This window comes from Acidovorax sp. Leaf73 (assembly GCF_916855635.1).
GTDB classification, from domain to species: Bacteria; Pseudomonadota; Gammaproteobacteria; order Burkholderiales; family Burkholderiaceae_C; genus Acidovorax; species Acidovorax facilis.
Map to the genome: position 1 here is coordinate 680,498 of NZ_CAKASI010000002.1, position 24,594 is coordinate 705,091.

The following is a 24,594-nucleotide window of genomic DNA, read 5'->3' on the forward strand; positions in this document are numbered from 1 at the left end:
CGAGCGGGTGGGGCAAAACCCCAACGTCCACTACAAAAATGGTAGCTGCTAGCGCTTGATAAATAAGAGCTAGCGGCCTAAAACATCAAAAAATCCAAGACCAAACATCACCCCGGCATCCGCAACCCCGAAGACACCGAAGGCACGTTCGACGGCCGATGCTGCGACCCCTGTGGCTGCTCCACCCGCACCAGATGCGCGTCCGCAACTCCACCGTTCAGCCCCACCTCCCCACTCGCCGGTGCATGGCCCGCGCCCGCCCCGGTGCCCCCCGCCTTGGCAAGGGCACCAGGGGCTGTCAAAAACAGATACAGCGCCTTCGCATCCACATCACTCAACTGCCCCAGCGACTCGAACGGCATCACCTGGATCGGTGTGCCATCCGGCCGCTTGCCAGTGCGCAGCATCGCCACAAAGCTGGCGGCATTGGGGTAGCGGGCCATGGCGCTGTTGGCGCCGGGGCGGATGTCGGCAGCGGCGGGCCAGTCCGGCGGGGCGCCGGGGATCTTGCCGCCCGACAGGTCTGCGCCGTGGCAGCCGATGCACATGTTGGCCACATACTGGCCGTTGGCCACCGTCACACCCGCAGGCACGGGGCGCGATGGCGCCAGCTGGTGGTCGATGCGCGCGGCTGCGTCGGGGATCGCGCCCAGGCCGTACAGCACCCAGGCAGGGCGGGGCAGTTCCACCACGGCCTGCGTGCCCTCCTGCGGCTTGAACTGGCGCACGTAGGACACCAGGGCATTCAGGTCGTCGTTGGTAAAACGGTTGTAGTCCTCGCTCGGCATCACCAGCAGCGGGCGGCCATTGGGCTTGACGCCGTGGCGGATCACGCTGTTCCAGTCTTCGGGCTGGTAGCGGGCCACCACGCCAGCGGGGGTGATGTTGGGGCCCACGATGCGCGTGCCCTTGCCATCGTTCACAAACTCGCGGCCCGTGCCTTGCGCGCCGTGGCAGTCGGTGCAGCCGCGCGACGCATACAGGTACCGCCCGCGCTCAATGGTCTGCGCGTCGGTGGTGTAGGCCACGGGGCGCGGCTTGATGTCGATGTAGCGGTTGCGCTTTTGCTCGGCCAGGTACAGGCCGCTGGTGGCTGTGGCCACAACGACCACGCCCAGCAGCAGCGCGCCGCCTGCGGTCCATTTGATCCAGCGTTTCATGGTGGTATCCCTCTTCTTCGAATGAATGGCAACTGAACGAATCAGCGTGTTCAGGCGCCGGATTCTGGATTCGAAGAAGCGGTTTGTGACACCCTCCTGCCGCAGGGCGTGGCGCAGCCGGTGACATTTGTCACAAACGCGCCGCCGGTGTGGTGCGGCGCGCGTCAACGGCCCCGTTGCTCAGCGCTCGATGGTCTTGTTCCAGCGCGTGTTCCAGGCTGGGCGGTTGGCGTTGACGCTGTCCCAGTCCAGGGTCACGGCGTTTTTCATCCACTGGTTGATCTTGGCCACCTGCTCGGCGCCTTCACCCACGGCCGGGGCCTTGGGGTTGGTGGGGATCTGCGCGCCAAACTGCAGCACATTGGCCTGGGCCAGGGGGCCCAGCAGAAATTCGGCCAGTTTTTGCGCCAGCTCGGGCTCGCTGTTCTTGGCGATCACGCACTGGCCTGTCATCAGCACCACCGAGCCTTCCTTGGGCTGGGCGTATTCCACCGGAATGCCCTTGGATTTGAGCGCAGCCACGGCCGTGGGCGTGAGCGGGAAGATCGCAGCCTCGCCCGTTTGCACCATCTCCGAAATCTTGGCCGAGCTCGGGATGTACTCCAGCACATTCGGGCCAATCGTCTTGGCCCAGTTGTTGAAACCCGGCTCCACGTTCTTGTCGTTGCCGCCCTGGATGCGGTTGAACATCAAGAAGCCGTGCAGCCCGAACGATGAGGAGGGCATGGACTGGAACACCACCTTGCCCTTGTACTTGGGGTCGGCAAAGTCCATCCACGAGGTGGGCGCGGCCCAGCCCTTTTCGGCAAACATCTTGGTGTTGTAGGCGATGCCCGTCATGCCCACGCTGACTCCGCTGGCCAGGTCGTCCTTGAAGCGGGCGGCGGGGTAGATGTCGTTCAGATGCTGGTTGGGTTTTTGCTTTTCGCACAGGCCCATGCCCATGGCGCGCACCATGATGCCGTCGTCCAGAAACATCACGTGCATCTGCGGCTTGTCCTTGTTGGCCTGGGCCTTGGCCAGGATGTCCGAGGACGTGCCGGGCACCACCACCACCTTCACGCCGTGCAGCTTTTCAAACGCCGGGAACACGTACTGCGTGTACGCCTTCTCCATGGTGCCGCCGTTCATGCCGATGTACAGCGTCTTGGTCTGCGCGGTGGCGGTGCCTGTGGCGGCCACGGCGGTCAGTGCAGCGGCCGTCACAAGGGCGCGGCGGGTGCGGCTGGCAAAGCGGGGGGAGAAGGTCATGGTGGTTTCCTTTCTGGTGGGGAGGGGAGTTTTTTCGGTGGCAAACGGGGTCAGTGGGCAGCGGCAGTGCTGGCCACGTCAGCCACCGTCGTTGGGAGAAATCGCTCAATCGCAAAGGCATCAATCGGCGTGGTGCTGCGGCCATCGCGTGCCAGCTCTGCCAGCACCTCGCCCACACCGGGGCCGATCTGAAAGCCCGCACCCGCAAAGCCAAAGCCATGGATCAGGCCGGGCGTGGTGTGGCTCTTGCCCAGCACCGGCTGGCGGTCAGGCAGATAGCCTTCGGTGCCGCTCCAGGTGCGAATGAAATGCGCATTCTTGAGGGCGGGCAACAGCTCTACGGCCTGCACTGCCAAGGTAGCGATGGCGCTGCGCTCGGAGCGGGCGCGGTCGGCATCCAGCGCCACACCTGCGCCGCCGCCCAGCACGAGGTTGCCACGCGCTACCTGTCGGCAGTAGATGCCGCCGCCTTCCACACCCAGGCTCCAGTGCATGAAGAAGGGCAGGGGCTCGGTCACCGCCATGGCGGGGTGGCCGGAGTGAATGGGCACGGCCTCGCCAAACTGCGCGGCCAGCGCACCGGCCCAGGCACCAGCGCAGTTGATGAGCACGGGTGCACGCACCGCCACGGTGGTGCCCGAGCGCACGGTGAACAGCTGCCCGTCGTGCTCCACCGAGGTCATTGGAGTGCGCTCCAGAATCTGCGCGCCCGCGCGCTTGGCCGCCAGTGCAAACGCGGGCGACACCAGGCGCGGGTTGGCCTGGCCGTCATCCGGGCAGAGTGATCCCCCCACAGCGCGCCCGCCCAGCCAGGGGCAGCGCTCGCGCAGTGTGGTGCCGGAGATGAGCTGTAGCCCCAAGTCAAAGTCGCGGCTCATTGCTGCATAGGCCTCCAGTGCAGCCATGTCCGCCTCGCTGCGGCCAATCTTGAAGTGCCCGCTGCGCTGGTATTCGCCATCGGTGCCAATCAGCGCGGGCAGGTCGGCCCACACCTCGTGAGCGCGCTGCGCCAGCGGCAGCTGGCTCACCGGGCGGCCCTGACGGCGCACGCCGCCATAGTTCACGCCACTGGAGCGCGAGCCGCACAGGTCACGTTCCAGCAGCACCACGGCCACGCCTTTGCGGCGCAGTGCCAGCGCGGTCGATGCGCCCATGATGCCGCCGCCCACAATGGCAACGTCGGTGTCGATCGTTGGGGTGGCGGTCATGCGCGGGTCTCCGCCTGGGGTTGCAGGTGGATGGGAATCGGCTTGATCGGCGCCTGTCCGCGCAGCCGTCCTACCGTGTCAATCGGCTTGCCTGTGGCGTGGGCCAGAATTTCTGCAGCGGCCACACCGCACATGCGGCCTTGGCAGCGGCCCATGCCCACGCGGGTCAGGGCCTTGAGGCGGTTCATCTCATCGGCTCCCGCATCGCGGGCACAGGCGCGCAGCTCGCCGGCCGTGATGTTCTCGCAGCGGCACACCACCAGCGTATCGGGCGCTTGGGCGGCCCAGTCAGTGGGAAATGGTAAGGCGCGCTCCAGCCCTTGGCGGAATGGCATCAAGCCCGTGAGCTTGCGTTCCAGCTCCGCCGCGCGTGCAGTGTCCACCTTCACGCCGTGGTCAGCCAGCAGCGCCAGCGCTGCGCGCTCGCCCGCCCATTCGGCCGCATCGGCGCCCATGATCCCCGCGCCATCCCCCGCCAGGTACACACCGGCCACGCTGGTGCGGCCTGCTGTGTCGCGCTCAGGCAGGTGGGCGCGGTGCATGGGGGCCCAGGCAAAGCGGCAGCCCAGCAGGTCGGCCAGTTGGGTTTCGGACCGCAGTGCGTAGCCAAAGCCCACAGCATCGCAGGGCACGGTGTGCTCGGCGTTCCCGTCGCTCCACACCACGGCGTTGACCCGTGTTTCGCCCTGCACGCGCAAAGGCCGCACGCCGGTGTACACCGCTACGCCATGCGCGCGCAGCCAGCCAACGTAGTACATCCCTTTGGCCAGCACGGCAGGCTGCGTCAGCATGCCGGGCAGGGCGGCCAGCTGGTCGGCAAATCGGGCGGTGTCTAGCACTGCAGCCACCTTCACGCCCGCCTTGGCGCCTGCCTTGGCATATTGGTACGCCACCAGGTACAGCAGCGGCCCGGTGCCCATCAGCACCACGTTGCGGCCGATGGTGCAGCCCTGAAACTTCAGCGCCACTTGTGCTCCACCCAGCGTGTACACCCCTGGAAGTGTCCAGCCCGGCACGGGCAGCACGCGGTCGGTGGCGCCGCTGGCCACGATAAGCTGGCCGTATGGCACCGTGCGCGTGGTCTGTGTGGGGCCATGCAGCACATCGAGCTGGCCACCCTGGGCGTTCCACACCAGGCTGTTGGGTTGGTAGTCGATGTGGGCGGCCAAGCCATCCAGCGTGCTGTGCAATGCCGTGGCGCGTGATGCCTCGGTGCCGTATAGCGTCTGCGCGCTGCGGGCAAAGTGGGCGGGCGGGCGGCGGTAGATCTGCCCGCCGCCACGCGCGGCCTCGTCAATCACTACGGGCCGCACGCCATGCGCCACCAGGGTTTGCGCGGCGCGAATGCCCGCAGGGCCTGCGCCCACGATCACGGGTTGCAAGGTGGGGGCGGTCATGCGGCCCCTCCGGTAGTCAGCTGCATGCCCGCCTGGATGAAGGTGGCGCAAGACCGTAGGCGTTCGCCGGTAGCCGTCATCACCCAGCAGTCCTGGCACGCGCCCATCAGGCAAAAGCCTGCGCGCGGCTCGTGGCTGAACTCGTTGCGGCGCAGTTGGGCGCGGTGGGTGAGGATGGCGGTCAGCACCGTGTCGCCTTCGAGCGCAGCGGCGGGTTCGCCATCGAGCACGAAGGGCACTGGTGTGCGGTCTTTTTCGGCCACGCGGTGGAGCAGAGGTTGGCTGGAACTCATGGTTGCGGTGCTCATTTATTTCCGGCCGACCAGAACGCGATCGAGTCCATACACCCGGTCGAGAATCACCATCGCGCAGGCCGTCAGGGCCACCATCAGTGCCGACACCGCCGCCATCAGCGGGTCAATCGACTCGGTGGCGTACATGTACATGCGCACCGGCAGCGTCACCGTGCTGGGCGAGGTGACAAAGATCGACATCGTCACTTCGTCAAAGCTGTTGATGAAGGCCAGCAACCAGCCGCCCGTCACGCCGGGCAAAATCATCGGCAGCGTGATGCGTGTGAACACCGTGGCCTGGCTGGCACCCAGCGACAGCGCGGCATGCTCGGCACTGCGGTCAAACCCCACCAGTGCGGCCACCACCAGCCGCAGCGTGTAGGGCGTAACGATGAGCGCATGCGCAAACACCAGCCAGCCAAAGCTGCCCGTGCCCCCCAGCAGTGCAAACAGGCGCAGCAGGGCCACACCCAGCACCAGGTGCGGAATGATCAGCGGCGACAGGAACAGGCCGTTGAGAAAGCCGCGCCCCGCAAACTCGTAGCGTGTGATGGCAATGCCCGCCGGCACGGCCAGCACCGTGGCCAGCGTGGCCGATGCCAGCGCCAGCCACAGGCTGTTCCAGAACGACTGCACAAAGTCCGAATGCGCGAACACTGCCTTGAACCAGCGCAGCGAGAACTCAGTGGTGGGCAGCGTCAGCGTGTTGTGCGGCGTGAACGCCACGATGCACACCACCAGCAGCGGGGCGAGCATGAAGGTGATGACCAGCGCGTTGAACGCGAGGGCCAAAGGTCCGTTCTTCTGCATAACTTCAGCCCAACGCTTTCTTGTACCGGCCCTCAACCAGCCGGTTGTAGCTCAGCATCACCACCAGGTTGGCCACCAGCAGCGTCAGCGCAATCGCTGCGCCCAGGGGCCAGTTCAGCTCGTGCAGGTATTCGTCGTACACCACCGTAGCCACCATCTTCAGGCGCCGCCCGCCCAGCAGGCCGGGGATGGCGAACGAACTGGCCGCCAGCCCAAACACGATCAGGCTGCCCGACAAAATGCCTGGCAGCACCTGCGGCAAGACAATGCGTCGCAGCGTGGTGAAGGGCGTCGCCTGCAGCGACAGGGCGGCGTTCTCCACACCCGGGTCGAGCTTTTGCAGCGATGTCCACACCGGGATCACCATGAACGGCAGCATCACATGCACCAGCGCAATCACCACGGCGATCTCGGTGTAAAGCATCTTCACGGGGCCGAATCCAAGTAGCCCGAACAACCCATTCACCAGCCCCTCAGGCCCCAGCAGCATGCTCCAGCCAAAGGCCCGTACCACCACGGATACCAGCAGCGGTGCCAGCACCACCAGCAGCAAGATGGAGCGCCACGGGTTGCCCATGCGGCTCAGTATGTAGGCCTCGGGCGCGCCAATCAGCACGCAGATCAGCGTGACCAGCCCCGCAATCCAGAACGTGCGCCAGAAGATGGCGTGGTAGTAAGAATCGGTGAACACATGGGCGTAGTGCTCCAGCGTGAACTCGCCCGCCTTCACCCCCGTGGCCGGGTCGAACGCGTTGAACGACAGCACGGCCGTGAGTGCCAGCGGCACCAGCAGCAGCACCGTGAACAGCAGCAGCGCCGGGCCGGACAACCACCAGGGCGCGGCCTTTTTGTGCAGCAAGGTGGTGGCCAAGCTCATGGCGTCACCTCGGCGGCGGTGTCTTCGGCCTCCAGCTCGGCCATGGCGGTTTCATCGGCGGGCAGCAGGCGCATGCAGTGGTCGGGCCAGTCCACGCCCGTGTGCTCGCCCTCGGCCAGCGCAGCGCGGCCGTCGTTGGGCACCAGCACCATCAGGTCGCCCACGGGGGTGCCCACACGGTACAGCCACTGGCTGCCCAGGAAGAACCGCTCGCACACCTGACCATCCATCCGGCCCTGCACGGCGGGCACCAGTTGCACTTTTTCAGGCCGCACGCTCAGCAGCACGGCGGCGCCGGGGCGGTAGCGGGCACCGTCCACCTCCATCGTGAGGGCGCCCACCTTCACCTGCGTGTGCATGCCGCTTGCATGCGTTACCTGACCGGGCAGCAGGTTGGCCTTGCCCACAAAGGTGGAGATGAAGCGCGTGCGCGGGTGCTCGTATACGCGGTGCGGGTGGTCGATCTGCGTGGCGCGGCCGGCTTCCATCACCACCACACGGTCGCTGATGGACATGGCTTCGCTCTGGTCGTGCGTGACCATGATGGTGGTGGTGCCCACCTTGCGCTGAATCTGCCGCAGCTCAAACTGCATCTCCTCACGCAGCTTGGCGTCGAGGTTGGACAGGGGCTCGTCCAGCAGCAGCACGGGCGGCTCGATCACCAGCGCACGGGCCAGCGCCACCCGCTGGCGCTGGCCGCCGGACAGCTCGCGCGGGTAGCGCGTGGCATGCTTTTCCAGGTGCACCAGGGCCAGCGCCTGGGCCACGCGCTCGGCGCGCTCGGCCTTGGGCACCTTGCGCATCTCCAGCCCAAAGCTCACGTTGGCCGCCACCGTCATGTGCGGGAACAGCGCATAGCTCTGGAACACGACGCCCAGCCCGCGCGTGTTGGCCTTGGCGTGGGTGATGTCCTTGCCATCGAGCTCGATGCGCCCGCTGGTCACGGCCTCAAACCCCGCCACCATCTGCAGCGTGGTCGTCTTGCCGCAGCCCGAAGGGCCCAGCAGCGACACAAATTCACCCTTTTGCACCGTGAGGTTCATGGACTGCACCGCGCAGGTGCTGCCATAGAACTTGGTCACATCCGTGAGCTTGAGAAACGACATGGCGAAAGCCTTTCCGGTAGTGGCATCGCACGGTTTGCCTGGGGGCCATGCGTGCCACCTGCTGTGGAGTTGCAGGGATGGGCTGCGGGCCTTCGGTGTGCGTGCACCGGGGTGGTGCAAGTGCCATACAAAAGCTGGAACAGCCGCTCGATTCAATTGAATCTATTGCAATAAACAAACCAGAATGCTTCGGGTATTCCATTAAACAGAATTTTTATTGAATTTATTCCGTTCAATGAAATATGATGCCTTCAGTTTGATCAACGAATTCCACAGGAGCGAGGTATGGAAGCCGCATCCACCGCCACCGGCGGCGTACCCCGGGTGTTTGCCGTCATCCGGGCCCTGTCGGCCGTGCAGGCCGAGGGCGGGCGAGTCACCCAATTGGCGCGTGCTGTGGGCCTGACGCAGGGCACTACGCACCGTTTGCTGCAATCGCTGGTGGCAGAGGGCATGGTCGAGCAGGACGAGCGCAGCAAGCTCTACCGACTGAGCATGGACTTCTTCGCCCTGGCTGCCAAAGCGGGCAACCCCGGCGACCTGCGCAGCCTGTGCCGCCCCGCGCTGCTGCGCCTGTGCGCCAGCCTGGGCGACAGCATCTTTCTCTTGGTGCGCAGCGGGTTCGATGCCGTGTGCCTGGACCGCAGCGAGGGACCCTTCCCCATCCGCTCCTTCACCGGCGACATCGGCGGCCGCGTGGCCCTGGGCGTGGGGCAGGGTGCGCTGGCCATCCTGGCCTTCTTGCCCGAGGCCGAGCGCGAAGAGGTCATCCGCTTCAACCTCTCGCGCGTGCGCGAGTACGGTGTGTTTGACGAGGTGTATCTGCGTACCGAGATCGAGCGGGTGCGCCAGCTGGGGTACGCGGGCCGCAATACCGGCTTGCTCGAAGGCATGGCCGGTGTGGCTGTGCCTATCCTGGACCGTGAGGGCCGTGCGGTGGCGGCGCTGAGCGTGGGCACCATCTCTGCGCGACTGAACGACGACCGACTTCCCACGGTGGTGGAGTTGCTCAAGCGCGAGGCAGCAGCCATTGGGCCCAAGATCAATCCATTTGATGCCACCCTGCGGCGGCCCGCGCAAAGTCTGTCGAGCGTGCGCAACGACCACGCCATTCAACCCGCAGAGCAGGATTGAAGAGTTAGACACGACACGCAGGCCCACACCCCATGTCCGCCACAACGCAACCGAATTCGCCGTCGCTGCACGCCCACCCGCACGCTTGCGCAGCACTGGCCGAGGCATTGTTCAACGATCCGTTCTACCAAGCCGTCACCATCGACCATGCGGCCAACACTGTTCGCCGCCTGCAGGTGCTGGCCCACTACTGCGCGCTGGCCATGGACGAAGCCCGCGCCGTGGGCGACGTGCAGGTGGCCGACCTCCACGGCGCCGCACTGTGGATCACACCCCACGCGCCAGCCGCAGACAAGGCGCAATACAGCGCCCAGCGCACCCGCAGCTTGCGCCAGTTGCTGGGTCCGCTCGGGTTTGACCACTACCAGCGCATTTGCGCCGCCATGGAAGCGCAGGTGCCTGCCGATCTGCACAGCGCGTGGTACCTGTCGATACTGGGTGTGCACACCGCCGCGCGTGGCCACGGGTTGGCGCAGCTGCTACTGGCACCCACCTTGGCCAAGGCCGACCAGGCCGGTGCATCGTGTTTTCTGGAAACCTTCAACCCCTTGAGCGTGCCGTTTTATAGCCGCCTGGGTTTCACGCGGTCGGTGGAATGTGTGGAGCCAATCACCGGCAGCACCTATTGGCTGCTGGTGCGCGGTGCCGTCGTGCTTGGCAGGTAGCCAGCGTTCACGGCGCCGCTGTTGCCAAGCCCAGGTAACCTAACGCCCGAAAACGCTTTTGCCGTCTTGCCTTTGCCTGCATGCTTGCTGCACACCCACGGAGGCTGCCTTGCAACGCACACCATCCGCATCAACGTCGCCTCCCCACCCACTTCCTCATTCACAGTCGCCGATCGAATCCGGTCTGCCCTTCAGCTTTGGCAACCCCGTGCCATTGAGCACTCGCAGCAGCGTGATGCTGTGGGCCGCCAGCGCAATCGCCTTCGCCCTGTTGCTGGCGGTGCCGCGCTGGTTGCCCGACCAGTGGGGTGGCGCTTTGGCCGCGCTGCTGTTTGTGGGCGTTCAGTGGGCGGGCCTGCGATGGGCGGTGGGCCCGGCATGGAGGGCGCTGTTCAGGCGTCCCCGCTGGCGCGATGTGGCGCTGGGGCTGGCCGCTGTGCCACTGGTGATCGGCTTGCCCGCGCTGGTGGCTGCATATGGTTTGGGCATGTCTCACCTCAGCGCCAACGCCAGCATCGATGCTGTTGCGGGCTTGTCCCCAGCGCAGCTGGTTGGGCGGTTCGCACTGGTTGCCGTGCAACTGCTGGGCGAAGAACTGGTCACCATCCTGCCACTGCTGGCCACGGTGGCCTTGCTGCACCGCGCTGGCATGCCCGCCCGTTGGGCCGTGACCGTGGCATGGATGGTTACGGCGCTGGCTTTTGGCGCACTGCACCTGCCCACCTACCAATGGCATCTGGGCCAGGCCTTGCTCGTTATAGGCACCGCTCGCCTGGTGCTGACGGCAGTCTTCATCTATACCCGCAACCTGTGGGCCAGCACCATCGCCCACATTGCCAACGACTGGACGATCATGGCCTTTGTGCTGGCCTCTACCCGCACCATTGCCTGACCCATTGACCCTGCCCACCGCCGCAAGGAGCTCCTGTGGACTTTCTCAAGATCCTCAAGTCATTTGAAGACTTTGTGTACGAGGCACTGATCTGGCTGATCCTGCTGCCCAAAACCCTGGTGCGCATCGTGCTGCGCCCGCGACAGATGGTGGCCTACGTGCAGGCCGAGCAAACCCGCGAAGGCGACGACCGCTACGGCGACGCCATCAGCCCGCCGCTGCTGCTCATCCTGTGCGTGCTGGTGTCCCATGTGTTCGACCTGGCCCTGCGCAAACAAGCGGCGCAAGAAATGGGAACGCTCGCGGCCGAACTGCTCAAGTCCGAGCAAAACCTGCTGCTGTACCGCACCATGGCGTTTGGAATCTGGTCTCTGGCAGGCGCCGTCTGGTACATGTGCCACAGCCGCCAGCCCATCCACCGCGTCAACCTGCGCAACCCGTTTTACGAACAGTGCTACCTGGTGGCACCGTTTGCAATGGCCATGTCGGTCAGCACCACGTTCGCACTGTCGGGTGGGCTGCTCTCCGCTGCCGGAGTGGGGCTTGCACTCCTGGCGCTGCTGTGGTTTTTTGTCGCCGAGTGGCACTGGGTGCGCGAGCGCGCGGGGTTAGGCGCGGGTCGTGCAGCGGTGGTGGCTGGAGGGCTGGTGTTGGTGGGGCTGGTGGCGAATACCGGGTTGGGGTATCTGCTGAGGCATTTGTGAGAGGTTGGTTAGAACGAATTCGATATAGGGCGCTGCCTCGTGCACGCTGGCGCACTTCACCGTAGGGCAGAATTCGGCCAAGAGCGGTCGATCGCGATGCAACCTATATGTGACAGACTCGTGGTCAATTTGTGATGTAGTGGAGACTCTCATGGAAGTTCGTCGGTTCCGGCTTGGTGATGCAGCTGCGTTGTTCCGTGTGTATTTCACGGCAATCCATGAAGTCGCCTGCCGCAACTACACACCTGAGCAAATTGATGCATGGGCACCGGCGGACCTTGACATGGACCTGTGGGCAAATAAGGTTCAAGAAATTCGCCCCTTCTTGGTTGAGCTTGACGGCGAAATCGTTGGCTATGCGGACGTTCAGACGCACGGCTACATCGACCATTTTTTCGTGTCAGGCGCTCATCCGCGACAGGGAATTGGCACACTGCTGATGGCTCGTATCCATGAAGAAGCCAAGTCGCTTGGACTGAGCGAGCTGACGTCGGATGTGAGCAAGACTGCCGAGCCGTTCTTTGCTCTCCACGGGTTTAATATCGTAGAGCGACGACTACCAATGCTTCGCGGTGTGACCGTCCCAAATGCCTTGATGCGCAAGCAGCTTCAACGTGATGGGTGAGCGTCGGCTCGAACCGTCCTTTGACCGACTGAGTCCGGCCAGAAGCGGTCGTTGGCTCTCAGGCAAAGCGGGCACTCAACATTTGAAAAGTCCACTCGATGGAGGTCTTAGGCTTCATCTCGCAGTCTGTAACGGCCCGCTTCAAGGAGTGCAAGATCACGGTGAAACGCCGAAGATTCTTGTCTAGCAAAATGCTCAAGGAAGACCGCCGCCTCAGCATTGGAACGGCCTTCCGCCATATCATCAGCTGCGACCAGCGCATCCCCAAGCCGCTTGTTGGCCGCTCTGTCTTCCTCAATCGGCTCAGGATGGTGCTTTGCCAAGGCCGGCAGCTCTACCTCAACATTGCGCCGTACTTGAAATGTGATTGCGAGCGCTTCTGCGACAAGACGAATGTTCTCGCGCGTGGGGTGCAGCGGAAGATCACGAATTTGACTGGCTGCACTATCGAGAAGCTGCGCTGCAGCCCTTAAAGTCCGGTGGAGTTGCTCGTGTGAGTCCATGGCACCTAACGTAATTTAGACCGCAAAACACTGGCGGGATCAGCTGGACACTAACCAGGCAAGCGTCAAGGCAGCAAACTATAGCGTGCCCACAGTTGGGATTGGGCCGACCGACTGTGCTCTTCGGGGCCGATCAATCCATTTGGAATCAATGGCCGCTTTTGGGTTGGGATGCGACTGTCGGCTCAGGGCCCATGTCCGACATTCGACAACCTTCATGTGAACTGGTCATAAAACACCTCAATCTGGCTGGTAGCGACCAAAGCTTGGAGCGGAAAGACCAGCCAAGGAGTTGCGACCTCCATGTCATTGAGGCGAACTAGCAATTGATCTCGCACATCCGGTTTCACCTCCTGCCGCCAGTTCAGCACTTGGCCCCAGGTCGAACTTCCGTTCAAGTGCAAGGGAAACCATGCGGACTGAACTGAAGCGCTATAGGCCGTTGGAAAGAGTCGCTTGTATGCCTGCAGGTTGTAGAGCCAAGAAACGCCGCGCACGGTTGTAGCGCGTGGCTCCGTGCGCTGAACATGCGATATCAGTTCTTGTAAATCGGCCCTCCTTGCGCTGGAATTCTCAATAGCAAGCGGACTGGAATTGATTCCATCTGGCGCAACAAAGTGGATGCGCAAGGTACCGTATGCATCGGGCGGATCGTAAGAAAAACAGCCGAACGACCGTTTGATTTCGATGTAGGAAAGAGATTGTTGGAAATCGGCACACAAAGCGACTTGCTCGGCACGGTCATCAACCGCGCTTTTTACCTTGTTCAGAAAGAGTTTCCACCTACTTGCGCCAGTGTCCCCCCACAGATTCAGCCTGCGTCGCAAGTTGGTACAACGGTCAATGGCGACGTCGAGAGGCACTGCCGCTTTCGCTGCATAGTGCGTGGCAAATTTCAATTGCAGGGAGAAATAGTCTTCAAGCATGAATATGACGTTAGCACCGTCTTGCCAACTTTCGCTTCTGGCCGATAGCAACCGAGCGAGCTCCCGGTCCGGGCATGGATCAGCAGGTGTTTTGTGCCAATTTTGATGAGCTGTGGCCGCTTTGCAATATGGCGCTACAGGCCATTTTGATTGCCGCCTCATCCTCTTGGCGATATGCCCCGGTCTCTCGGTATGAGCGATCGGTCCTCACCCTTGCCGCTGCCCCGCACACTCCCCCACCACCCAATCCCTGAACGCCTTCACCAACGGTGTTTGCGCCCGTGCCTCCGGGTACACCAAGTAGTACGCATCGGTGCTCGTCAGCACCTGGTCTGACAGCTCCACCAGGCTCCCCGCAGCCAGTTCCTGCTCAATCAAAAAGCGCGGCAGCAGCGCCGCCCCCAGGTGGGACACAGCAGCCTGCGCAATCATGGCGAAGTGTTCAGACTGGGGGCCGCGCAGGGCCAGGGCTGTGGGGGCGCCCACCAGCTCAAACCATTCGGCCCATTGGGTGGGGCGGGTGCTTTGCTGCAGCAGCACCACGCGGGTCAGGTCTTGCGGGGTGTGAATGCCGTGGCGGTCGCGGTAGGTGGGGCTGCACACGGGCACGGTTTCTTCGTGCATCAGGTATTCGCACACGGCGCCCGCCCAGTGCGGCGTGCCGAAGTGGATGGCCGCGTCAAACGGCGTGCCCGCAAAGTCAAAGGGCTCGGTGCGGGCCGAGAAGTTGACCATGGCCTCGGGGTGCAGTGCCATGAAGCCGCCCAGGCGCGGGATGAGCCAGCGGGTGCCCAGCGTGGGCAGCACGGCCAAGTTGAGCAGGCCGTCGGTGCTGGAGAACGCCATGGCTTTTTGTGTGCTGGCCGACAGTTGCTGCAGCACGTTTTGCACGTCGGCCGCGTAGACCCGGCCCGCGTCGGTCAGCACCACGCGCTGGCGCACGCGGTGGAAGAGGGCGGTGCCGATTTGCTCTTCCAACTGGCGGATCTGGCGCGACACGGCACTTTGGGTGAGGTGCAGCTCTTCGGCCGCGCGCGACACGCTCTGGTGACGGGCGGCGGCCTCGAAGGCCAGCAGGTCGGCGGTAGAGGGCAGGAAGGTTCGGCGCAGCAGGGTCATACTGGGTCATGCGTTGGGGGAATGATTGGCGACGCCAAAAATTGAGCCTTTTGAGCCCCTCTCGCTCATTGGGTATAGGGTAGCGGTCCTGGTATTTTCAGGTACTTCATGCTGATTTGTGATCAAGTAGTTCCATTTTTTTGCTATCCAGCGCGGCGCGATTGGCGGATATTGGCGGATTCACTGCGTGTGTTTTCCCACGCTGTTTCCCTTTCTCTGCCTCCATCCAAGCTAGCGAGCCGCCATGTCCGCCACCCCTGTCGCCACCCCCCTCGTGTCCGAAGTCGATCAACTGCTGCAACGCCTGGGCGTGCCCCGCGCTGCGTACACCGGCGGTACGCTGGCAGCGCGTTCGCCCATCACGGGCGAGGTGCTGGCGCAGGTGCCGCAGCAAAGTGCAGCCGATGCCACCGCTGCCATCGGCCGCGCGCATGCGGCCTTCCAGGCATGGCGCAATGTGCCCGCACCGCGCCGGGGCGAACTGGTGCGCCTGCTGGGCGAGGAGCTGCGCGCCGCCAAGGCTGACCTGGGCCTGCTGGTGACCATCGAGGCGGGCAAGATCCCGTCCGAAGGCCTGGGCGAGGTGCAGGAGATGATCGACATTTGCGACTTTGCCGTGGGCCTGTCGCGCCAGCTGTACGGCCTGACGATTGCCACCGAGCGCCCCGGCCACCGCATGATGGAAACTTGGCACCCGCTGGGCGTGTGCGGCGTGATTTCTGCCTTCAACTTCCCCGTGGCCGTGTGGTCGTGGAACGCCGCGCTGGCACTGGTGTGCGGTGATTCGGTGGTGTGGAAGCCGTCGGAAAAAACCCCGCTCACGGCTCTGGCCACGCACGCGATTGCGCAGCGCGCCATCGCACGCTTTGGCGCCGATGCACCCGAAGGCCTGCTGGAGCTGATCGTGGGTCAGCGCGATATTGGCGAGGTGCTGGTGGATGACGCCCGCTTGCCGGTGTTGTCAGCCACCGGCTCCACCGCCATGGGCCGCGCCGTGGGCCCGCGCCTGGCAGCGCGTTTTGCGCGCGGCATTCTGGAGCTGGGCGGCAACAACGCGGCCATCGTGGCGCCTACGGCGGACCTGAACCTGGCACTGCGCGGCATCGCGTTTGCCGCCATGGGCACGGCGGGCCAGCGCTGCACCACGCTGCGCCGCCTGTTTGTGCACGAAAGCATTTACGACCAGCTCGTGCCCCAGCTCGCCAAGGTGTACGCCAACGTGCAGGTGGGCGACCCGCGCACCGCTGGCACGCTGGTGGGCCCGCTGATCGACCGCATGGCTTATGACGGCATGCAAAAGGCGCTGGAGCAAAGCCGCGCGCTGGGCGCCACGGTGCACGGCGGCGGCCGTGTGGAGGGCGTGGGCGGTGCGGATGCGTACTACGTGCGCCCTGCGCTGGTGGAACTGCAAAAACACGAAGGCCCCGCACTGCACGAAACCTTTGCGCCCATCCTGTACGTGGTGCGTTACAGCAGCATCGACGAAGCCATTGCCATGAACAACGCCGTGGGCGCGGGCCTGTCGTCGTCGATCTTCACGCTCAACGTGCGCGAGGCCGAACAGTTCATGTCCGCAGCGGGCTCGGACTGCGGCATCGCCAACGTGAACATTGGCCCCAGTGGCGCCGAGATTGGTGGCGCGTTTGGCGGCGAGAAGGAAACCGGTGGTGGCCGCGAAGCGGGCTCGGACAGCTGGAAGGCCTATATGCGCCGGGCAACGAACACCATCAACTACTCCACCGCTTTGCCGCTGGCGCAGGGCGTGACGTTTGACGTTTGACCCACGCACTGGCCGCTCCGTCTATGTCTAACGCCAAGGACCAACACCCCATCGTCATCATTGGCGGTGGTGTCATCGGCAGCGCCATTGCGTACTTCCTCACGCTGCAGCAGCCGGGCTGCGAGGTGGTAGTGGTCGAGCGCGATCCGACCTACGCGCGTGCGTCGTCGGCGCTGTCGGCCAGTTCGATCCGCCAGCAGTTCTCGACCGACATCAACATCCAGATCTCTGCATTTGGCATCGGCTTCTTGCGCAACGTGGGCCAGCTGCTGGCGTGCCATGGCGATGTGCCCGACATCGGTCTGCACGAAGGCGGCTACCTGTACCTGGCCACCCAGGCAGGCGAGACCACGCTGCGCGAGAACCATGCGTTGCAAAAGCAGTACGGTGCTGATGTGGCGCTGCTCAGCTCCCAGCAACTGGCAGAGCGTTTTCCGTGGCTGGCACTGCAGGATGTGGCGCTGGGTTCGCTGGGCCTGTCGGGCGAGGGCTGGTTTGATGGCTACCTGCTGCTGACGGCTTTGCGTAAAAAGGCGCAGAGCCAGGGTGTGCGCTACGTGGCCGACGAGGCGGTGGGGCTCGACACATCGGCCAGCGATGGCGTGTTGCATGTGAATGCGGTGCGCCTGCAAAGCGGCACCGTGCTGCCTTGCCGTTACGCCGTGAATGCGGGCGGCCCGTGGGCCGCGGCGATTGCGGGCTGGGCGGGCATCGACCTGCCCGTGGTGGGCAAACGCCGCACGGTCTTCAACCTGGCCAGCCCCGCAGCGCTGCCGAGCTGTCCACTGCTCATCGACACCAGTGGCATTTGGCTGCGGCCTGAGGGCAAGGGTTTTATCTGCGGCTTTGCGCCAGAGGTGGGCAACGACGCCGACTTTGCCCCGCTGGAGCCCGAGTACGCAGCGTTCGAGGACCGCATCTGGCCCACGCTGGCCGAGCGCATCCCGGGCTTTGAGGCACTGCGCATGCAGGGCGCCTGGGCGGGCTACTACGAGATGAACACCTTCGACCACAACGCCATCGTGGGCCTGCACCCGGCGTGCGACAACCTGGTGTTTGCCAACGGCTTTTCGGGCCACGGCCTGCAGCAGTGCCCGGCCGTGGGGCGTGGCCTGGCGGAGTGGATGTTGACGGGCGGCTACCAGAGCCTGGACCTGTCGCCGCTGTCCATCGAGCGCATTGCGCGCAACGCGCCGCTGCTTGAAAAGAACGTGATCTGAGCGCCATCGGTACCGCCAGTTTTCCCTCACCCTTTTCTCAACCTGCCAACCACAAAACATCAGGAGACAACGACATGGCAATTTTCCGCAAGACCTTCACTGCGCTCGCCGCAGGCCTGGCCCTGGCCTGCATGGCCACGGCCCCCGCGCTGGCGCAGACCGTCACCCAGCCCACGCTGGAGAAGATCAAGTCCAGCGGCAAAGCGGTGCTGGGCGTACGCGAAACCTCGCCGCCCATGGCCTACGCGCTGGGCGCCAACGAAAAATACGTGGGCTACCACGTGGAGCTGTGCGAGCGGGTGCTGAAAGAAATCGCGCCCGGCGCCAAGCTTGAATACATGGCCGTGACGGCGCAAAACACCCTGCCGCTGGTGCAAAACGGCACGCTCGACATTGGCTGCGGCCCCACCACCAACAACACGGCGCGCCAGCAGCAAGTGGCGTTTGCGGTGACCACCTATGTCAGCGAAGTGCGCATGGCGGTGCGCAAGGATTCGGACCTGAAGTCCATCAGCCAACTTGCCGGGCGCACCATCGCGGCATCCACCGGTACCACGGCCGTGCAGTTGCTGCGCAAGCAAGAGCGCGCACTGGGCGGCGGCGCCATCAAGACCGTGCTGGGCAAGGACCACCACGAAAGCTTCCTGTTGCTGGAAACAGGCCGTGCCGATGCTTTTGTGCTCGACGACAACCTGCTCGCCGGGATGATCGCCAACTCCAAGGACCCGTCGGCCTACCGCATCGTGGGCGAGCCCTTGGGCGCCGAGCCGATTGCGCTGCTGTTCCGCAAGGACGACCCCGCCTTCAAGGCGGCGGTGGACGGTGTGCTGACCCGTCTCATGCAAAGCGGCGAGATGGAAAAGATCTACACCAAGTGGTTCGTGAACCCCATTCCGCCCAAGAACATGAGCCTGAACCTGCCGCTGGGCACCACGCTGCGCCAGCTGTTCGCCACTCCCAACGACAAGCCCCTGGAGACCTACCAGCAATGAACGCCGCCGTTCCTGCCACGGCCTTCCGCGCGGCCGACCGCATCAGCACCATCGGTGTGTCCGACATCGTGCGCATCACCCAGGCCGCCAACGAGCTCAAGCGCCAGGGCCAGCCCGTCATCGTGCTGGGCCTGGGCGAGCCCGACTTTGACACGCCCGCCCACGTGATTGAAGCCGCGCAGCAGGCCATGGCGCAGGGCGACACGCACTACACGGTGCTGGATGGAACGCCCGCGCTCAAGGCGGCCATCCAGCTCAAGTTCCGATGCGACAACGGCCTCGCGTTCGCCACCAACGAAATCACGGTGGGTGCGGGTGCCAAGCAGGTCATCTACAACGCGCTGATGGCCAGCCTGAACCCGGGCGACGAGGTGATCCTGCCCGCGCCGTACTGGACGTCGTACGCCGACATGGTGCTGATTGCAGGTGGCGTGCCCGTTGTGGTGCCGTGCAGCGAGGCCAATGGGTTTCGCATCACGCCCGAACAGCTCGACGCGGCCATCACGCCGCGCACGCGCTGGGTGTTCATCAACTCGCCGTCGAACCCCAGCGGCACGGCCTACAGCACCGAGCAGTTGCGGCCTATTCTGGAGGTGGTGCTGCACCACCCGCAGGTGTGGGTGCTGGCGGATGACATCTACGAGCACATCCTGTACGACGGGCTCGCGTTTGCCACCCCCGTAGCCGTGCTGCCCGCACTGCGCGAGCGCACGCTGACGGTGAACGGTGTCTCCAAGTCCTACGCCATGACTGGCTGGCGCCTGGGCTACGGCGCCGGGCCCAAGGCATTGATCGCGGCCATGGCTGTGGTGCAAAGCCAGGCCACATCGTGCGCGTCATCCATCAGCCAGGCCGCTGCGGTGGCTGCGCTCACCGGCCCGCAGGACGTGGTGGCCGAGCGCTGCCGTGCGTTTCAGGCGCGGCGCGATCTGGTGGTGGCGGCCCTCAACGCATCGTCGGGCCTGCGCTGCCGCGTGCCCGAGGGCGCGTTCTACACCTTTGCCAGCTGCGAAGGTGTGCTGGGCCGCACCACGCCGGGCGGTGTATTGCTGCGCACCGACGCCGATTTTTGCGACTACCTGCTGCGCGAGTTCCACGTGGCCGTGGTGCCAGGCAGCGTGCTGGGGCTGGCGCCGTACTTCCGTATCTCGTACGCTGCCAGCATGGCCGACCTGCAAGAGGCCTGCGCGCGCATCCAGCGCGCGTGCAAGGCACTGTTCTGAGTTCTTGTTCTGTTTTGTGAAATGACCGTCTGATATGACTACCGCACCCACCACCTCCCGCACGGGCGGCCAGATCCTGGTCCGCCAGCTCATCACCCACGGCGTGAAGCAGCTGTTCTGCGTGCCGGGCGAGAGCTATCTGGCCGTGCTCGATGCCCTGCACGATGCCGACATTGCCGTGACGGTGTGCCGCCAGGAAGGCGGTGCGGCCATGATGGCCGAGGCGCAGGGCAAGCTCACGGGCCAGCCCGGCATCTGCTTTGTGACCCGCGGGCCGGGCGCCACCAATGCGTCGGCCGGTGTGCACATCGCGCACCAGGACTCGACCCCCCTGATCCTGTTCGTGGGCCAGGTGGCACGCGGTGCCATGGGGCGCGAGGCGTTTCAGGAGCTGGATTACAGCGCGGTGTTTGGCACCATGGCGAAGTGGGTGGTGCAGATTGACGACCCGGCGCGCGTGCCGGAGCTGATCTCCCGCGCCTTCCATGTGGCCACCTCGGGCCGCCCCGGCCCCGTGGTGGTGGCGCTGCCCGAGGACATGCTGACCGAAGCCGCCAGCGTGGCCGATGCGTTGCCCTACCAGGTGACCGAGACGCACCCAGGGGCTGCTCAGATGGCCGAGCTGGCCCAACGCCTGAAGGCCGCGCACCAGCCCGTGGCCATTCTGGGCGGCAGCCGCTGGTCCGAGCAGGCGGTGCGCGAGTTTGTGGCGTTTGCCGAGGCTTGGTCGCTGCCGGTGTATTGCTCGTTCCGGCGACAAATGCTCTTCCCGGCCAACCACGCCTGCTATGGCGGCGACCTGGGCCTGGGGGTGAACCCGCGCCTGTTGGCGCGCATCCGCGAGTCCGACCTGGTGCTGGTGGTGGGCGGGCGCCTGTCAGAGATCCCGTCGCAGGGCTACGAGCTGTTTGCGATCCCCAACCCCACGCAGCCGCTGGTGCATGTGCATGCCGATGCCGATGAGCTGGGCAAGCTGTACCGGCCCGCGCAGGCCATCCACGCCACGCCGCAGGCATTCACGGCGGCGCTGGCGGGTGTGCGGCCTGCGGGGGCTGTGGCCTGGCATGCCCATGCAGAGATGGCACGGTCCGAGTACATCCTGTGGAGCGACACCAACCCCATCCAGATTCCTGGCGAGCTGCAGATGGGCCAGGTCATGCAGCACCTCAAATCCACGCTGCCGGCCAACACCATCTTTTGCAATGGCGCGGGCAACTTCGCCACCTGGGTGCACCGCTTCTGGCCGTTTACCACCTATGCGAGCCAGCTGGCGCCCACCAGTGGCTCCATGGGTTACGGCCTGCCTGCGGGTGTGGGTGCCAAGCGCCTGTGGCCGCAGCGCGAGGTGGTGGTGTTTGCGGGCGACGGCGACTTCTTGATGCACGGCCAGGAGTTTGCGACCGCTGTGCAGTACGGCCTGCCCATCATCGTGGTGCTGCTCGATAACGCCATGTACGGCACCATCCGCATGCACCAGGAGCGAGAGTACCCCGGCCGCATCAGCGCCACCCAGCTCAAGAATCCGGACTTCAAAGCCTACGCCCAGGCCTTTGGCGGGCATGGAGAGCGGGTGGAGCGCACCGAAGACTTCGCACCGGCGCTTGCCCGTGCACGCGCCAGCGGTCTGCCCAGCGTGTTGCACTGTTTGATCGACCCCGAGGCCATCACGCCCACGGGCACGCTGCAGGGCATTCGCAGCGCGGCCATGGCCAGGCGATAGCACCGTCATGCCCGGTGGCAGCAGTCTGTCACTCTGCCGCGCACAATAGCGGGCGTGACCGTTTCAGCGCCCGATTTCCCCGATAACGAGCCCGCAACTGGCGCCCCGCCACAGCGCCAGGGGCAGCGGCTGCGCCGCATCGCCCATCTCGATATGGATGCCTTTTTCGCATCTGTCGAACTGCTGCGCTACCCGCAGCTCAAGGGCCTGCCCGTGGTGATTGGGGGCGGGCGGCGCAAGGTGGATGAACTGTTGCTGCAAGGCCCGGATGGCACGGGCTTGCGGGAGCGGCATTTCATCCCGGTAGAGGACTTTCCGCTGCTCAAGGACTATGTCGGCCGGGGCGTGATCACCACCGCCACCTACCCAGCGCGGCAGTTTGGTGTGGGCTCGGCCATGGGGATGATGAAGGCCGCCAAGCTGTGCCCGCAGGCCATCGTGCTGCCGGTGGATTTTGACGAGGTGCGGCGGTTTTCACGCCTGTTCAAAAGCACCATCATGGAGATAGCCCCCGTGATGCAAGACCGGGGCGTGGACGAGGTGTACATCGACTTCACCGACGTGCCCGGCGGCCAGCGTGAAGGGGGCAGGGTGCTGGCGCGGCTTATCCAGAAGAGCATCTTTGACGTGACCGGGCTGACTTGCTCGATTGGCGTGGCGCCCAACCGGCTGCTGGCCAAGATGGCCAGCGAGTTCAACAAGCCCAACGGCATCTCCATTGTTTACGAGGAAGATCTGCAGACCAGGATCTGGCCGCTCAATGTGCGCAAGATCAACGGCATTGGCCCCAAGGCCGGCGAGAAGCTGGCACGGCTGGGCATCGAAACCATCGGGCAGCTGGCGGCGCAGGATGAGCAATGGCTGATGGGCCACTTTGGCAAGTCCACCGGAGCGTGGATGCACCGGGTGGCCTGGGGCCGCGACGACAGCCCGGTGGTGACCGAGAGCGAGCCCGTGAGCATGAGCCGCGAGACCACGTTCGACCGCGACCTGCACGCAGTGCGAGACCGCGCTGAACTGGGCGCGATCTTCACCGACCTGTGTATGCGCCTGGCCGAAGACCTGCAGCGCAAGGGCTATGTGGCGCGCACCATCGGCATCAAGCTGCGCTACGACGACTTCAAGATCGCCACGCGCGACCACACGGCGAACCTCTACACGGCCGACGGCGCCACCATCCGCCAGCTGGCCGGGCAGTGCCTCAAACGCGTGCCGCTGGACAAGCGCCTGCGGCTGCTGGGCGTGCGGGCCAGCACGCTGGCGCGGCGGGGCGAAGAGCCCGTGCTGGAGCCACGGGCTGGGGCAACGGCAGAAGCACGCCGGCGCAAGCCAGGCTCCGCAGATGGCGCAGAGGGTGCGGGTGGCACGGCGCAGCTTTTTTAGCGCGGGTTGACGTTGTTTCCTGCCAGTTCACGGCCCGGTGGGGCCATGGCAATCGGCGTAAACACCCAGAGTGAGACCTGCCTGTACCGCCTGTTGCGTTCCTATACTCGCCCGCATATGGCCACTGCCACCGATGCCTCCTCCGCCAACCTGCAAGCGTTGATCCATGCCGCAGCCGGGGGAGACCATGCCGCCTTCGCGCAGGTCTACCAGCGCACCCATGTGCATCTGTTCGGCGTTGCCGTGCGTATGTTGGGGCAAGGACAGGCGGCCGAGGATGTGCTGCAAGAGGCGTATGTGAGCATCTGGAAAAACGCTGGAAGCTACCGCAGCGAAGTGGGCGGGCAGCCCATCCAGCCCATGACATGGCTGATTGCCATCGTGCGCAACAAGGCGCTGGACGCCTTGCGTGCCCGCGCCCGGCGGCCTGAAAGCGCCTGGAATAACACCACGGAGCTTGCAGGCAGCGATGGGGATGGCCGCGACGCGATGGGTGCTGCGTCTGCATTGGCCCCCGCACCCAGCGCGATGCATCTGCTGGAGCAGGCCACCCAGGCGCTGCGCATCGACGGCTGCATGAATGCGCTGGAGGGGAGCTACCGGCAAAGCCTGGCACTGGCTTACTACCAGGGCCTGTCGCATTCCGAGGTGGCAGCGCAGATGGGCGCGCCCCTGGGTTCGGTCAAGGCGTGGATCCGGCGGGGCCTGGAGCGCCTGAAAAGCTGCCTGGCCGCGCAAGGGGTGAGCGCATGAGGTACACCCACCCCGCGCTGCTGGACCACCTGGCGTCTGCCTACGTGCTGGGCACGCTGGGCGGTGGCGCGCGCCGCCGCTTCGAGCGGCTGCTGCGCGATCGCAGCGACGTGCAGTTGCTGGTGGCGCAGTGGGAAGGGCGGCTGGGGATGCTGGCCAGTTCGGTGCCGGTGCAACAGCCACCGCAGCGCGTGTGGGCCGCCATTGAGGCGCGCACCCGGCCGCGCGATGTGAAAGACGCAGCCCCGCAGGGCGGTTGGGCCGGTGTGCTGTGGCGGCGCCATGGTGTGTTGCAGGGCTTGGCGGGTGTGGTGTTGGGTGTGGTGGCTACCGTGGCCCTGGTGGCTGCGGTGCCAACCTTGTTTGTGTCGAGCGACCAGGTGGCCCTGCGCGCAGGGGACAAACTGCCGCAGGCCTATGTGGGCCTGCTGACGGACGAGGCGGGCAACGGCAAGGTGCTGGTGAGTTCGCTGCGCCATGGACGCACGCTGACGGTGAAGGTCATTGGGCCTATCACGCTTCCAGCGATGCCAGCGACGATGGCGGGTACAGCCCCCCAGCTGGTGCTGTGGGCGGTGCCAGCTGACGGTGCCCCGTTTGTGCTGGGCACGGTGCCGGTGGCGGGTTCTGCGGTGTCGGTGTTGCCCGATACGTCGGAGAAGCTGCTGCTCAAGGTCAGCAAACTCATGCTGACGCTGGAGACATCGGCAACGCCGCAGGTGCCCAGCAGCACCGTGCTTTTCACCGGCAACTGCGCCAAGCTGTGGTGAGCGGCGCAAGGCCCCCATCGGCTTTGCAAAAATAACTTTCCGGCGCTGCATCCGTTTTGCATTCCGTGTCGTTTATCTGAGGT

At 64.9% G+C, this 24,594-nt stretch carries 24 protein-coding genes; 13 read left to right on the forward strand and 11 right to left on the reverse strand.

The window, feature by feature from the left end; translation table 11 throughout:
• Positions 1–107: 107 nt before the first annotated feature.
• The 8 genes from LPA35_RS09440 to LPA35_RS09475 form a co-directional block, all read right to left on the reverse strand.
• The gene (locus tag LPA35_RS09440) at positions 108–1,160 is read right to left on the reverse strand and encodes a c-type cytochrome (RefSeq protein ID WP_228896676.1); all 1,053 of its coding nucleotides are present in this window, start codon (positions 1,158–1,160) and stop codon (positions 108–110) included.
• A 180-nt stretch (positions 1,161–1,340) separates the two neighbouring features.
• On the reverse strand, positions 1,341–2,411 hold the full coding sequence (locus tag LPA35_RS09445; RefSeq protein ID WP_228896678.1) for an ABC transporter substrate-binding protein: 1,071 nt from the start codon (positions 2,409–2,411) through the stop codon (positions 1,341–1,343).
• 50 nt (positions 2,412–2,461) lie between these two features.
• Positions 2,462–3,619: an FAD-binding oxidoreductase gene (locus LPA35_RS09450; protein ID WP_121420802.1), complete on the reverse strand. Its 1,158-nt coding sequence runs from the start codon at positions 3,617–3,619 to the stop codon at positions 2,462–2,464.
• Positions 3,616–5,016 (reverse strand): NAD(P)/FAD-dependent oxidoreductase, encoded by a 1,401-nt coding sequence (locus LPA35_RS09455; RefSeq protein WP_228896680.1) that lies wholly within the window; start codon positions 5,014–5,016, stop codon positions 3,616–3,618. The genes LPA35_RS09450 and LPA35_RS09455 overlap by 4 nt, the downstream gene beginning before the upstream one ends.
• Entirely contained in the window at positions 5,013–5,309 is a 297-nt protein-coding gene (locus LPA35_RS09460; RefSeq protein ID WP_228896682.1) for a (2Fe-2S)-binding protein, read from the reverse strand. The genes LPA35_RS09455 and LPA35_RS09460 overlap by 4 nt, the downstream gene beginning before the upstream one ends.
• Positions 5,310–5,324: 15 nt before the next feature.
• The gene (locus tag LPA35_RS09465; RefSeq protein ID WP_121505723.1) at positions 5,325–6,119 is read right to left on the reverse strand and encodes an ABC transporter permease; all 795 of its coding nucleotides are present in this window, start codon (positions 6,117–6,119) and stop codon (positions 5,325–5,327) included.
• 4 nt (positions 6,120–6,123) lie between these two features.
• A complete protein-coding gene (locus LPA35_RS09470) occupies positions 6,124–6,996 on the reverse strand; it encodes an ABC transporter permease (RefSeq protein WP_228896684.1) in 873 nt (290 codons plus the stop codon).
• Positions 6,993–8,102 carry an ABC transporter ATP-binding protein gene (locus LPA35_RS09475; protein ID WP_228896687.1) on the reverse strand — a complete coding sequence of 370 codons (1,110 nt, stop codon included), beginning with the start codon at positions 8,100–8,102 and terminating at the stop codon, positions 6,993–6,995. Before LPA35_RS09475 ends, LPA35_RS09470 begins: the two co-directional genes overlap by 4 nt.
• A 285-nt stretch (positions 8,103–8,387) precedes the next feature.
• On the opposite strand from LPA35_RS09475, the gene LPA35_RS09480 reads away from it, so the two are divergent.
• The 5 genes from LPA35_RS09480 to LPA35_RS09500 all read left to right on the forward strand — a co-directional run bounded on the left by LPA35_RS09480 (position 8,388) and on the right by LPA35_RS09500 (position 12,122).
• Positions 8,388–9,236 carry an IclR family transcriptional regulator gene (locus LPA35_RS09480; RefSeq protein ID WP_055400641.1) on the forward strand — a complete coding sequence of 283 codons (849 nt, stop codon included), beginning with the start codon at positions 8,388–8,390 and terminating at the stop codon, positions 9,234–9,236.
• A 32-nt stretch (positions 9,237–9,268) separates the two neighbouring features.
• Positions 9,269–9,901, forward strand: coding sequence for an N-acetyltransferase (locus LPA35_RS09485; protein ID WP_228896689.1), 633 nt, complete (start codon positions 9,269–9,271; stop codon positions 9,899–9,901).
• Positions 9,902–10,109: 208 nt separating this feature from the next.
• On the forward strand, positions 10,110–10,793 hold the full coding sequence (locus tag LPA35_RS09490; RefSeq protein ID WP_228896691.1) for a CPBP family intramembrane glutamic endopeptidase: 684 nt from the start codon (positions 10,110–10,112) through the stop codon (positions 10,791–10,793).
• A gap of 35 nt (positions 10,794–10,828) precedes the next feature.
• On the forward strand, positions 10,829–11,497 hold the full coding sequence (locus tag LPA35_RS09495; RefSeq protein ID WP_228896693.1) for a hypothetical protein: 669 nt from the start codon (positions 10,829–10,831) through the stop codon (positions 11,495–11,497).
• 151 nt (positions 11,498–11,648) lie between these two features.
• Positions 11,649–12,122 (forward strand): GNAT family N-acetyltransferase, encoded by a 474-nt coding sequence (locus LPA35_RS09500; RefSeq protein ID WP_228896695.1) that lies wholly within the window; start codon positions 11,649–11,651, stop codon positions 12,120–12,122.
• Between the two features lie 107 nt (positions 12,123–12,229).
• On the opposite strand, the gene LPA35_RS09505 is transcribed toward LPA35_RS09500, so the two are convergent.
• The 3 genes from LPA35_RS09505 to LPA35_RS09515 form a co-directional block, all read right to left on the reverse strand.
• Positions 12,230–12,625, reverse strand: coding sequence for a hypothetical protein (locus LPA35_RS09505; RefSeq protein WP_228896696.1), 396 nt, complete (start codon positions 12,623–12,625; stop codon positions 12,230–12,232).
• Between the two features lie 215 nt (positions 12,626–12,840).
• Entirely contained in the window at positions 12,841–13,551 is a 711-nt protein-coding gene (locus LPA35_RS09510) for a hypothetical protein (RefSeq protein ID WP_228896698.1), read from the reverse strand.
• Between the two features lie 207 nt (positions 13,552–13,758).
• Entirely contained in the window at positions 13,759–14,670 is a 912-nt protein-coding gene (locus tag LPA35_RS09515; RefSeq protein ID WP_228896700.1) for a LysR family transcriptional regulator, read from the reverse strand.
• A gap of 244 nt (positions 14,671–14,914) precedes the next feature.
• Here LPA35_RS09515 and LPA35_RS09520 point away from each other — a divergent pair, with 244 nt between their 5' ends.
• The 8 genes from LPA35_RS09520 to LPA35_RS09555 all read left to right on the forward strand — a co-directional run bounded on the left by LPA35_RS09520 (position 14,915) and on the right by LPA35_RS09555 (position 24,511).
• Positions 14,915–16,450 (forward strand): aldehyde dehydrogenase family protein, encoded by a 1,536-nt coding sequence (locus LPA35_RS09520; RefSeq protein ID WP_228896703.1) that lies wholly within the window; start codon positions 14,915–14,917, stop codon positions 16,448–16,450.
• Between the two features lie 23 nt (positions 16,451–16,473).
• Complete coding sequence (locus LPA35_RS09525; RefSeq protein ID WP_228896705.1) at positions 16,474–17,670, forward strand: FAD-binding oxidoreductase; 1,197 nt, start codon at positions 16,474–16,476, stop codon at positions 17,668–17,670.
• A 74-nt stretch (positions 17,671–17,744) separates the two neighbouring features.
• On the forward strand, positions 17,745–18,662 hold the full coding sequence (locus tag LPA35_RS09530; protein ID WP_370641391.1) for an amino acid ABC transporter substrate-binding protein: 918 nt from the start codon (positions 17,745–17,747) through the stop codon (positions 18,660–18,662).
• A complete protein-coding gene (locus LPA35_RS09535) occupies positions 18,659–19,885 on the forward strand; it encodes a pyridoxal phosphate-dependent aminotransferase (RefSeq protein WP_228896707.1) in 1,227 nt (408 codons plus the stop codon). The genes LPA35_RS09530 and LPA35_RS09535 overlap by 4 nt, the downstream gene beginning before the upstream one ends.
• Before the next feature lie 34 nt (positions 19,886–19,919).
• On the forward strand, positions 19,920–21,605 hold the full coding sequence (locus LPA35_RS09540; RefSeq protein WP_121505732.1) for a thiamine pyrophosphate-binding protein: 1,686 nt from the start codon (positions 19,920–19,922) through the stop codon (positions 21,603–21,605).
• 153 nt (positions 21,606–21,758) lie between these two features.
• Positions 21,759–22,988: a DNA polymerase IV gene (locus LPA35_RS09545; protein ID WP_121420790.1), complete on the forward strand. Its 1,230-nt coding sequence runs from the start codon at positions 21,759–21,761 to the stop codon at positions 22,986–22,988.
• 117 nt (positions 22,989–23,105) lie between these two features.
• Positions 23,106–23,741 carry a sigma-70 family RNA polymerase sigma factor gene (locus tag LPA35_RS09550; protein WP_228896709.1) on the forward strand — a complete coding sequence of 212 codons (636 nt, stop codon included), beginning with the start codon at positions 23,106–23,108 and terminating at the stop codon, positions 23,739–23,741.
• Positions 23,738–24,511, forward strand: coding sequence for an anti-sigma factor domain-containing protein (locus LPA35_RS09555; RefSeq protein WP_228896711.1), 774 nt, complete (start codon positions 23,738–23,740; stop codon positions 24,509–24,511). The genes LPA35_RS09550 and LPA35_RS09555 overlap by 4 nt, the downstream gene beginning before the upstream one ends.
• Positions 24,512–24,594: the final 83 nt, after the last annotated feature.

Excerpts from the sequence above, each read along its gene's own strand:
- LPA35_RS09510 (WP_228896698.1), bottom strand. The coding sequence starts at position 13,551 with ATGCTTGAAGACTATTTCTCCCTGCAATTGAAATTTGCCACGCACTAT.
- LPA35_RS09450 (WP_121420802.1), bottom strand. The coding sequence starts at position 3,619 with ATGACCGCCACCCCAACGATCGACACCGACGTTGCCATTGTGGGCGGC.
- LPA35_RS09520 (WP_228896703.1), top strand. The coding sequence starts at position 14,915 with ATGTCCGCCACCCCTGTCGCCACCCCCCTCGTGTCCGAAGTCGATCAA.
- LPA35_RS09475 (WP_228896687.1), bottom strand. The coding sequence starts at position 8,102 with ATGTCGTTTCTCAAGCTCACGGATGTGACCAAGTTCTATGGCAGCACC.
- LPA35_RS09550 (WP_228896709.1), top strand. The coding sequence starts at position 23,106 with ATGGCCACTGCCACCGATGCCTCCTCCGCCAACCTGCAAGCGTTGATC.
- LPA35_RS09460 (WP_228896682.1), bottom strand. The coding sequence starts at position 5,309 with ATGAGTTCCAGCCAACCTCTGCTCCACCGCGTGGCCGAAAAAGACCGC.
- LPA35_RS09545 (WP_121420790.1), top strand. The coding sequence starts at position 21,759 with ATGGATGCCTTTTTCGCATCTGTCGAACTGCTGCGCTACCCGCAGCTC.
- LPA35_RS09525 (WP_228896705.1), top strand. The coding sequence starts at position 16,474 with ATGTCTAACGCCAAGGACCAACACCCCATCGTCATCATTGGCGGTGGT.
- LPA35_RS09515 (WP_228896700.1), bottom strand. The coding sequence starts at position 14,670 with ATGACCCTGCTGCGCCGAACCTTCCTGCCCTCTACCGCCGACCTGCTG.
- LPA35_RS09500 (WP_228896695.1), top strand. The coding sequence starts at position 11,649 with ATGGAAGTTCGTCGGTTCCGGCTTGGTGATGCAGCTGCGTTGTTCCGT.
- LPA35_RS09440 (WP_228896676.1), bottom strand. The coding sequence starts at position 1,160 with ATGAAACGCTGGATCAAATGGACCGCAGGCGGCGCGCTGCTGCTGGGC.
- LPA35_RS09485 (WP_228896689.1), top strand. The coding sequence starts at position 9,269 with ATGTCCGCCACAACGCAACCGAATTCGCCGTCGCTGCACGCCCACCCG.
- LPA35_RS09445 (WP_228896678.1), bottom strand. The coding sequence starts at position 2,411 with ATGACCTTCTCCCCCCGCTTTGCCAGCCGCACCCGCCGCGCCCTTGTG.
- LPA35_RS09505 (WP_228896696.1), bottom strand. The coding sequence starts at position 12,625 with ATGGACTCACACGAGCAACTCCACCGGACTTTAAGGGCTGCAGCGCAG.
- LPA35_RS09540 (WP_121505732.1), top strand. The coding sequence starts at position 19,920 with ATGACTACCGCACCCACCACCTCCCGCACGGGCGGCCAGATCCTGGTC.
- LPA35_RS09555 (WP_228896711.1), top strand. The coding sequence starts at position 23,738 with ATGAGGTACACCCACCCCGCGCTGCTGGACCACCTGGCGTCTGCCTAC.
- LPA35_RS09455 (WP_228896680.1), bottom strand. The coding sequence starts at position 5,016 with ATGACCGCCCCCACCTTGCAACCCGTGATCGTGGGCGCAGGCCCTGCG.
- LPA35_RS09530 (WP_370641391.1), top strand. The coding sequence starts at position 17,745 with ATGGCAATTTTCCGCAAGACCTTCACTGCGCTCGCCGCAGGCCTGGCC.
- LPA35_RS09480 (WP_055400641.1), top strand. The coding sequence starts at position 8,388 with ATGGAAGCCGCATCCACCGCCACCGGCGGCGTACCCCGGGTGTTTGCC.
- LPA35_RS09470 (WP_228896684.1), bottom strand. The coding sequence starts at position 6,996 with ATGAGCTTGGCCACCACCTTGCTGCACAAAAAGGCCGCGCCCTGGTGG.
- LPA35_RS09465 (WP_121505723.1), bottom strand. The coding sequence starts at position 6,119 with ATGCAGAAGAACGGACCTTTGGCCCTCGCGTTCAACGCGCTGGTCATC.
- LPA35_RS09535 (WP_228896707.1), top strand. The coding sequence starts at position 18,659 with ATGAACGCCGCCGTTCCTGCCACGGCCTTCCGCGCGGCCGACCGCATC.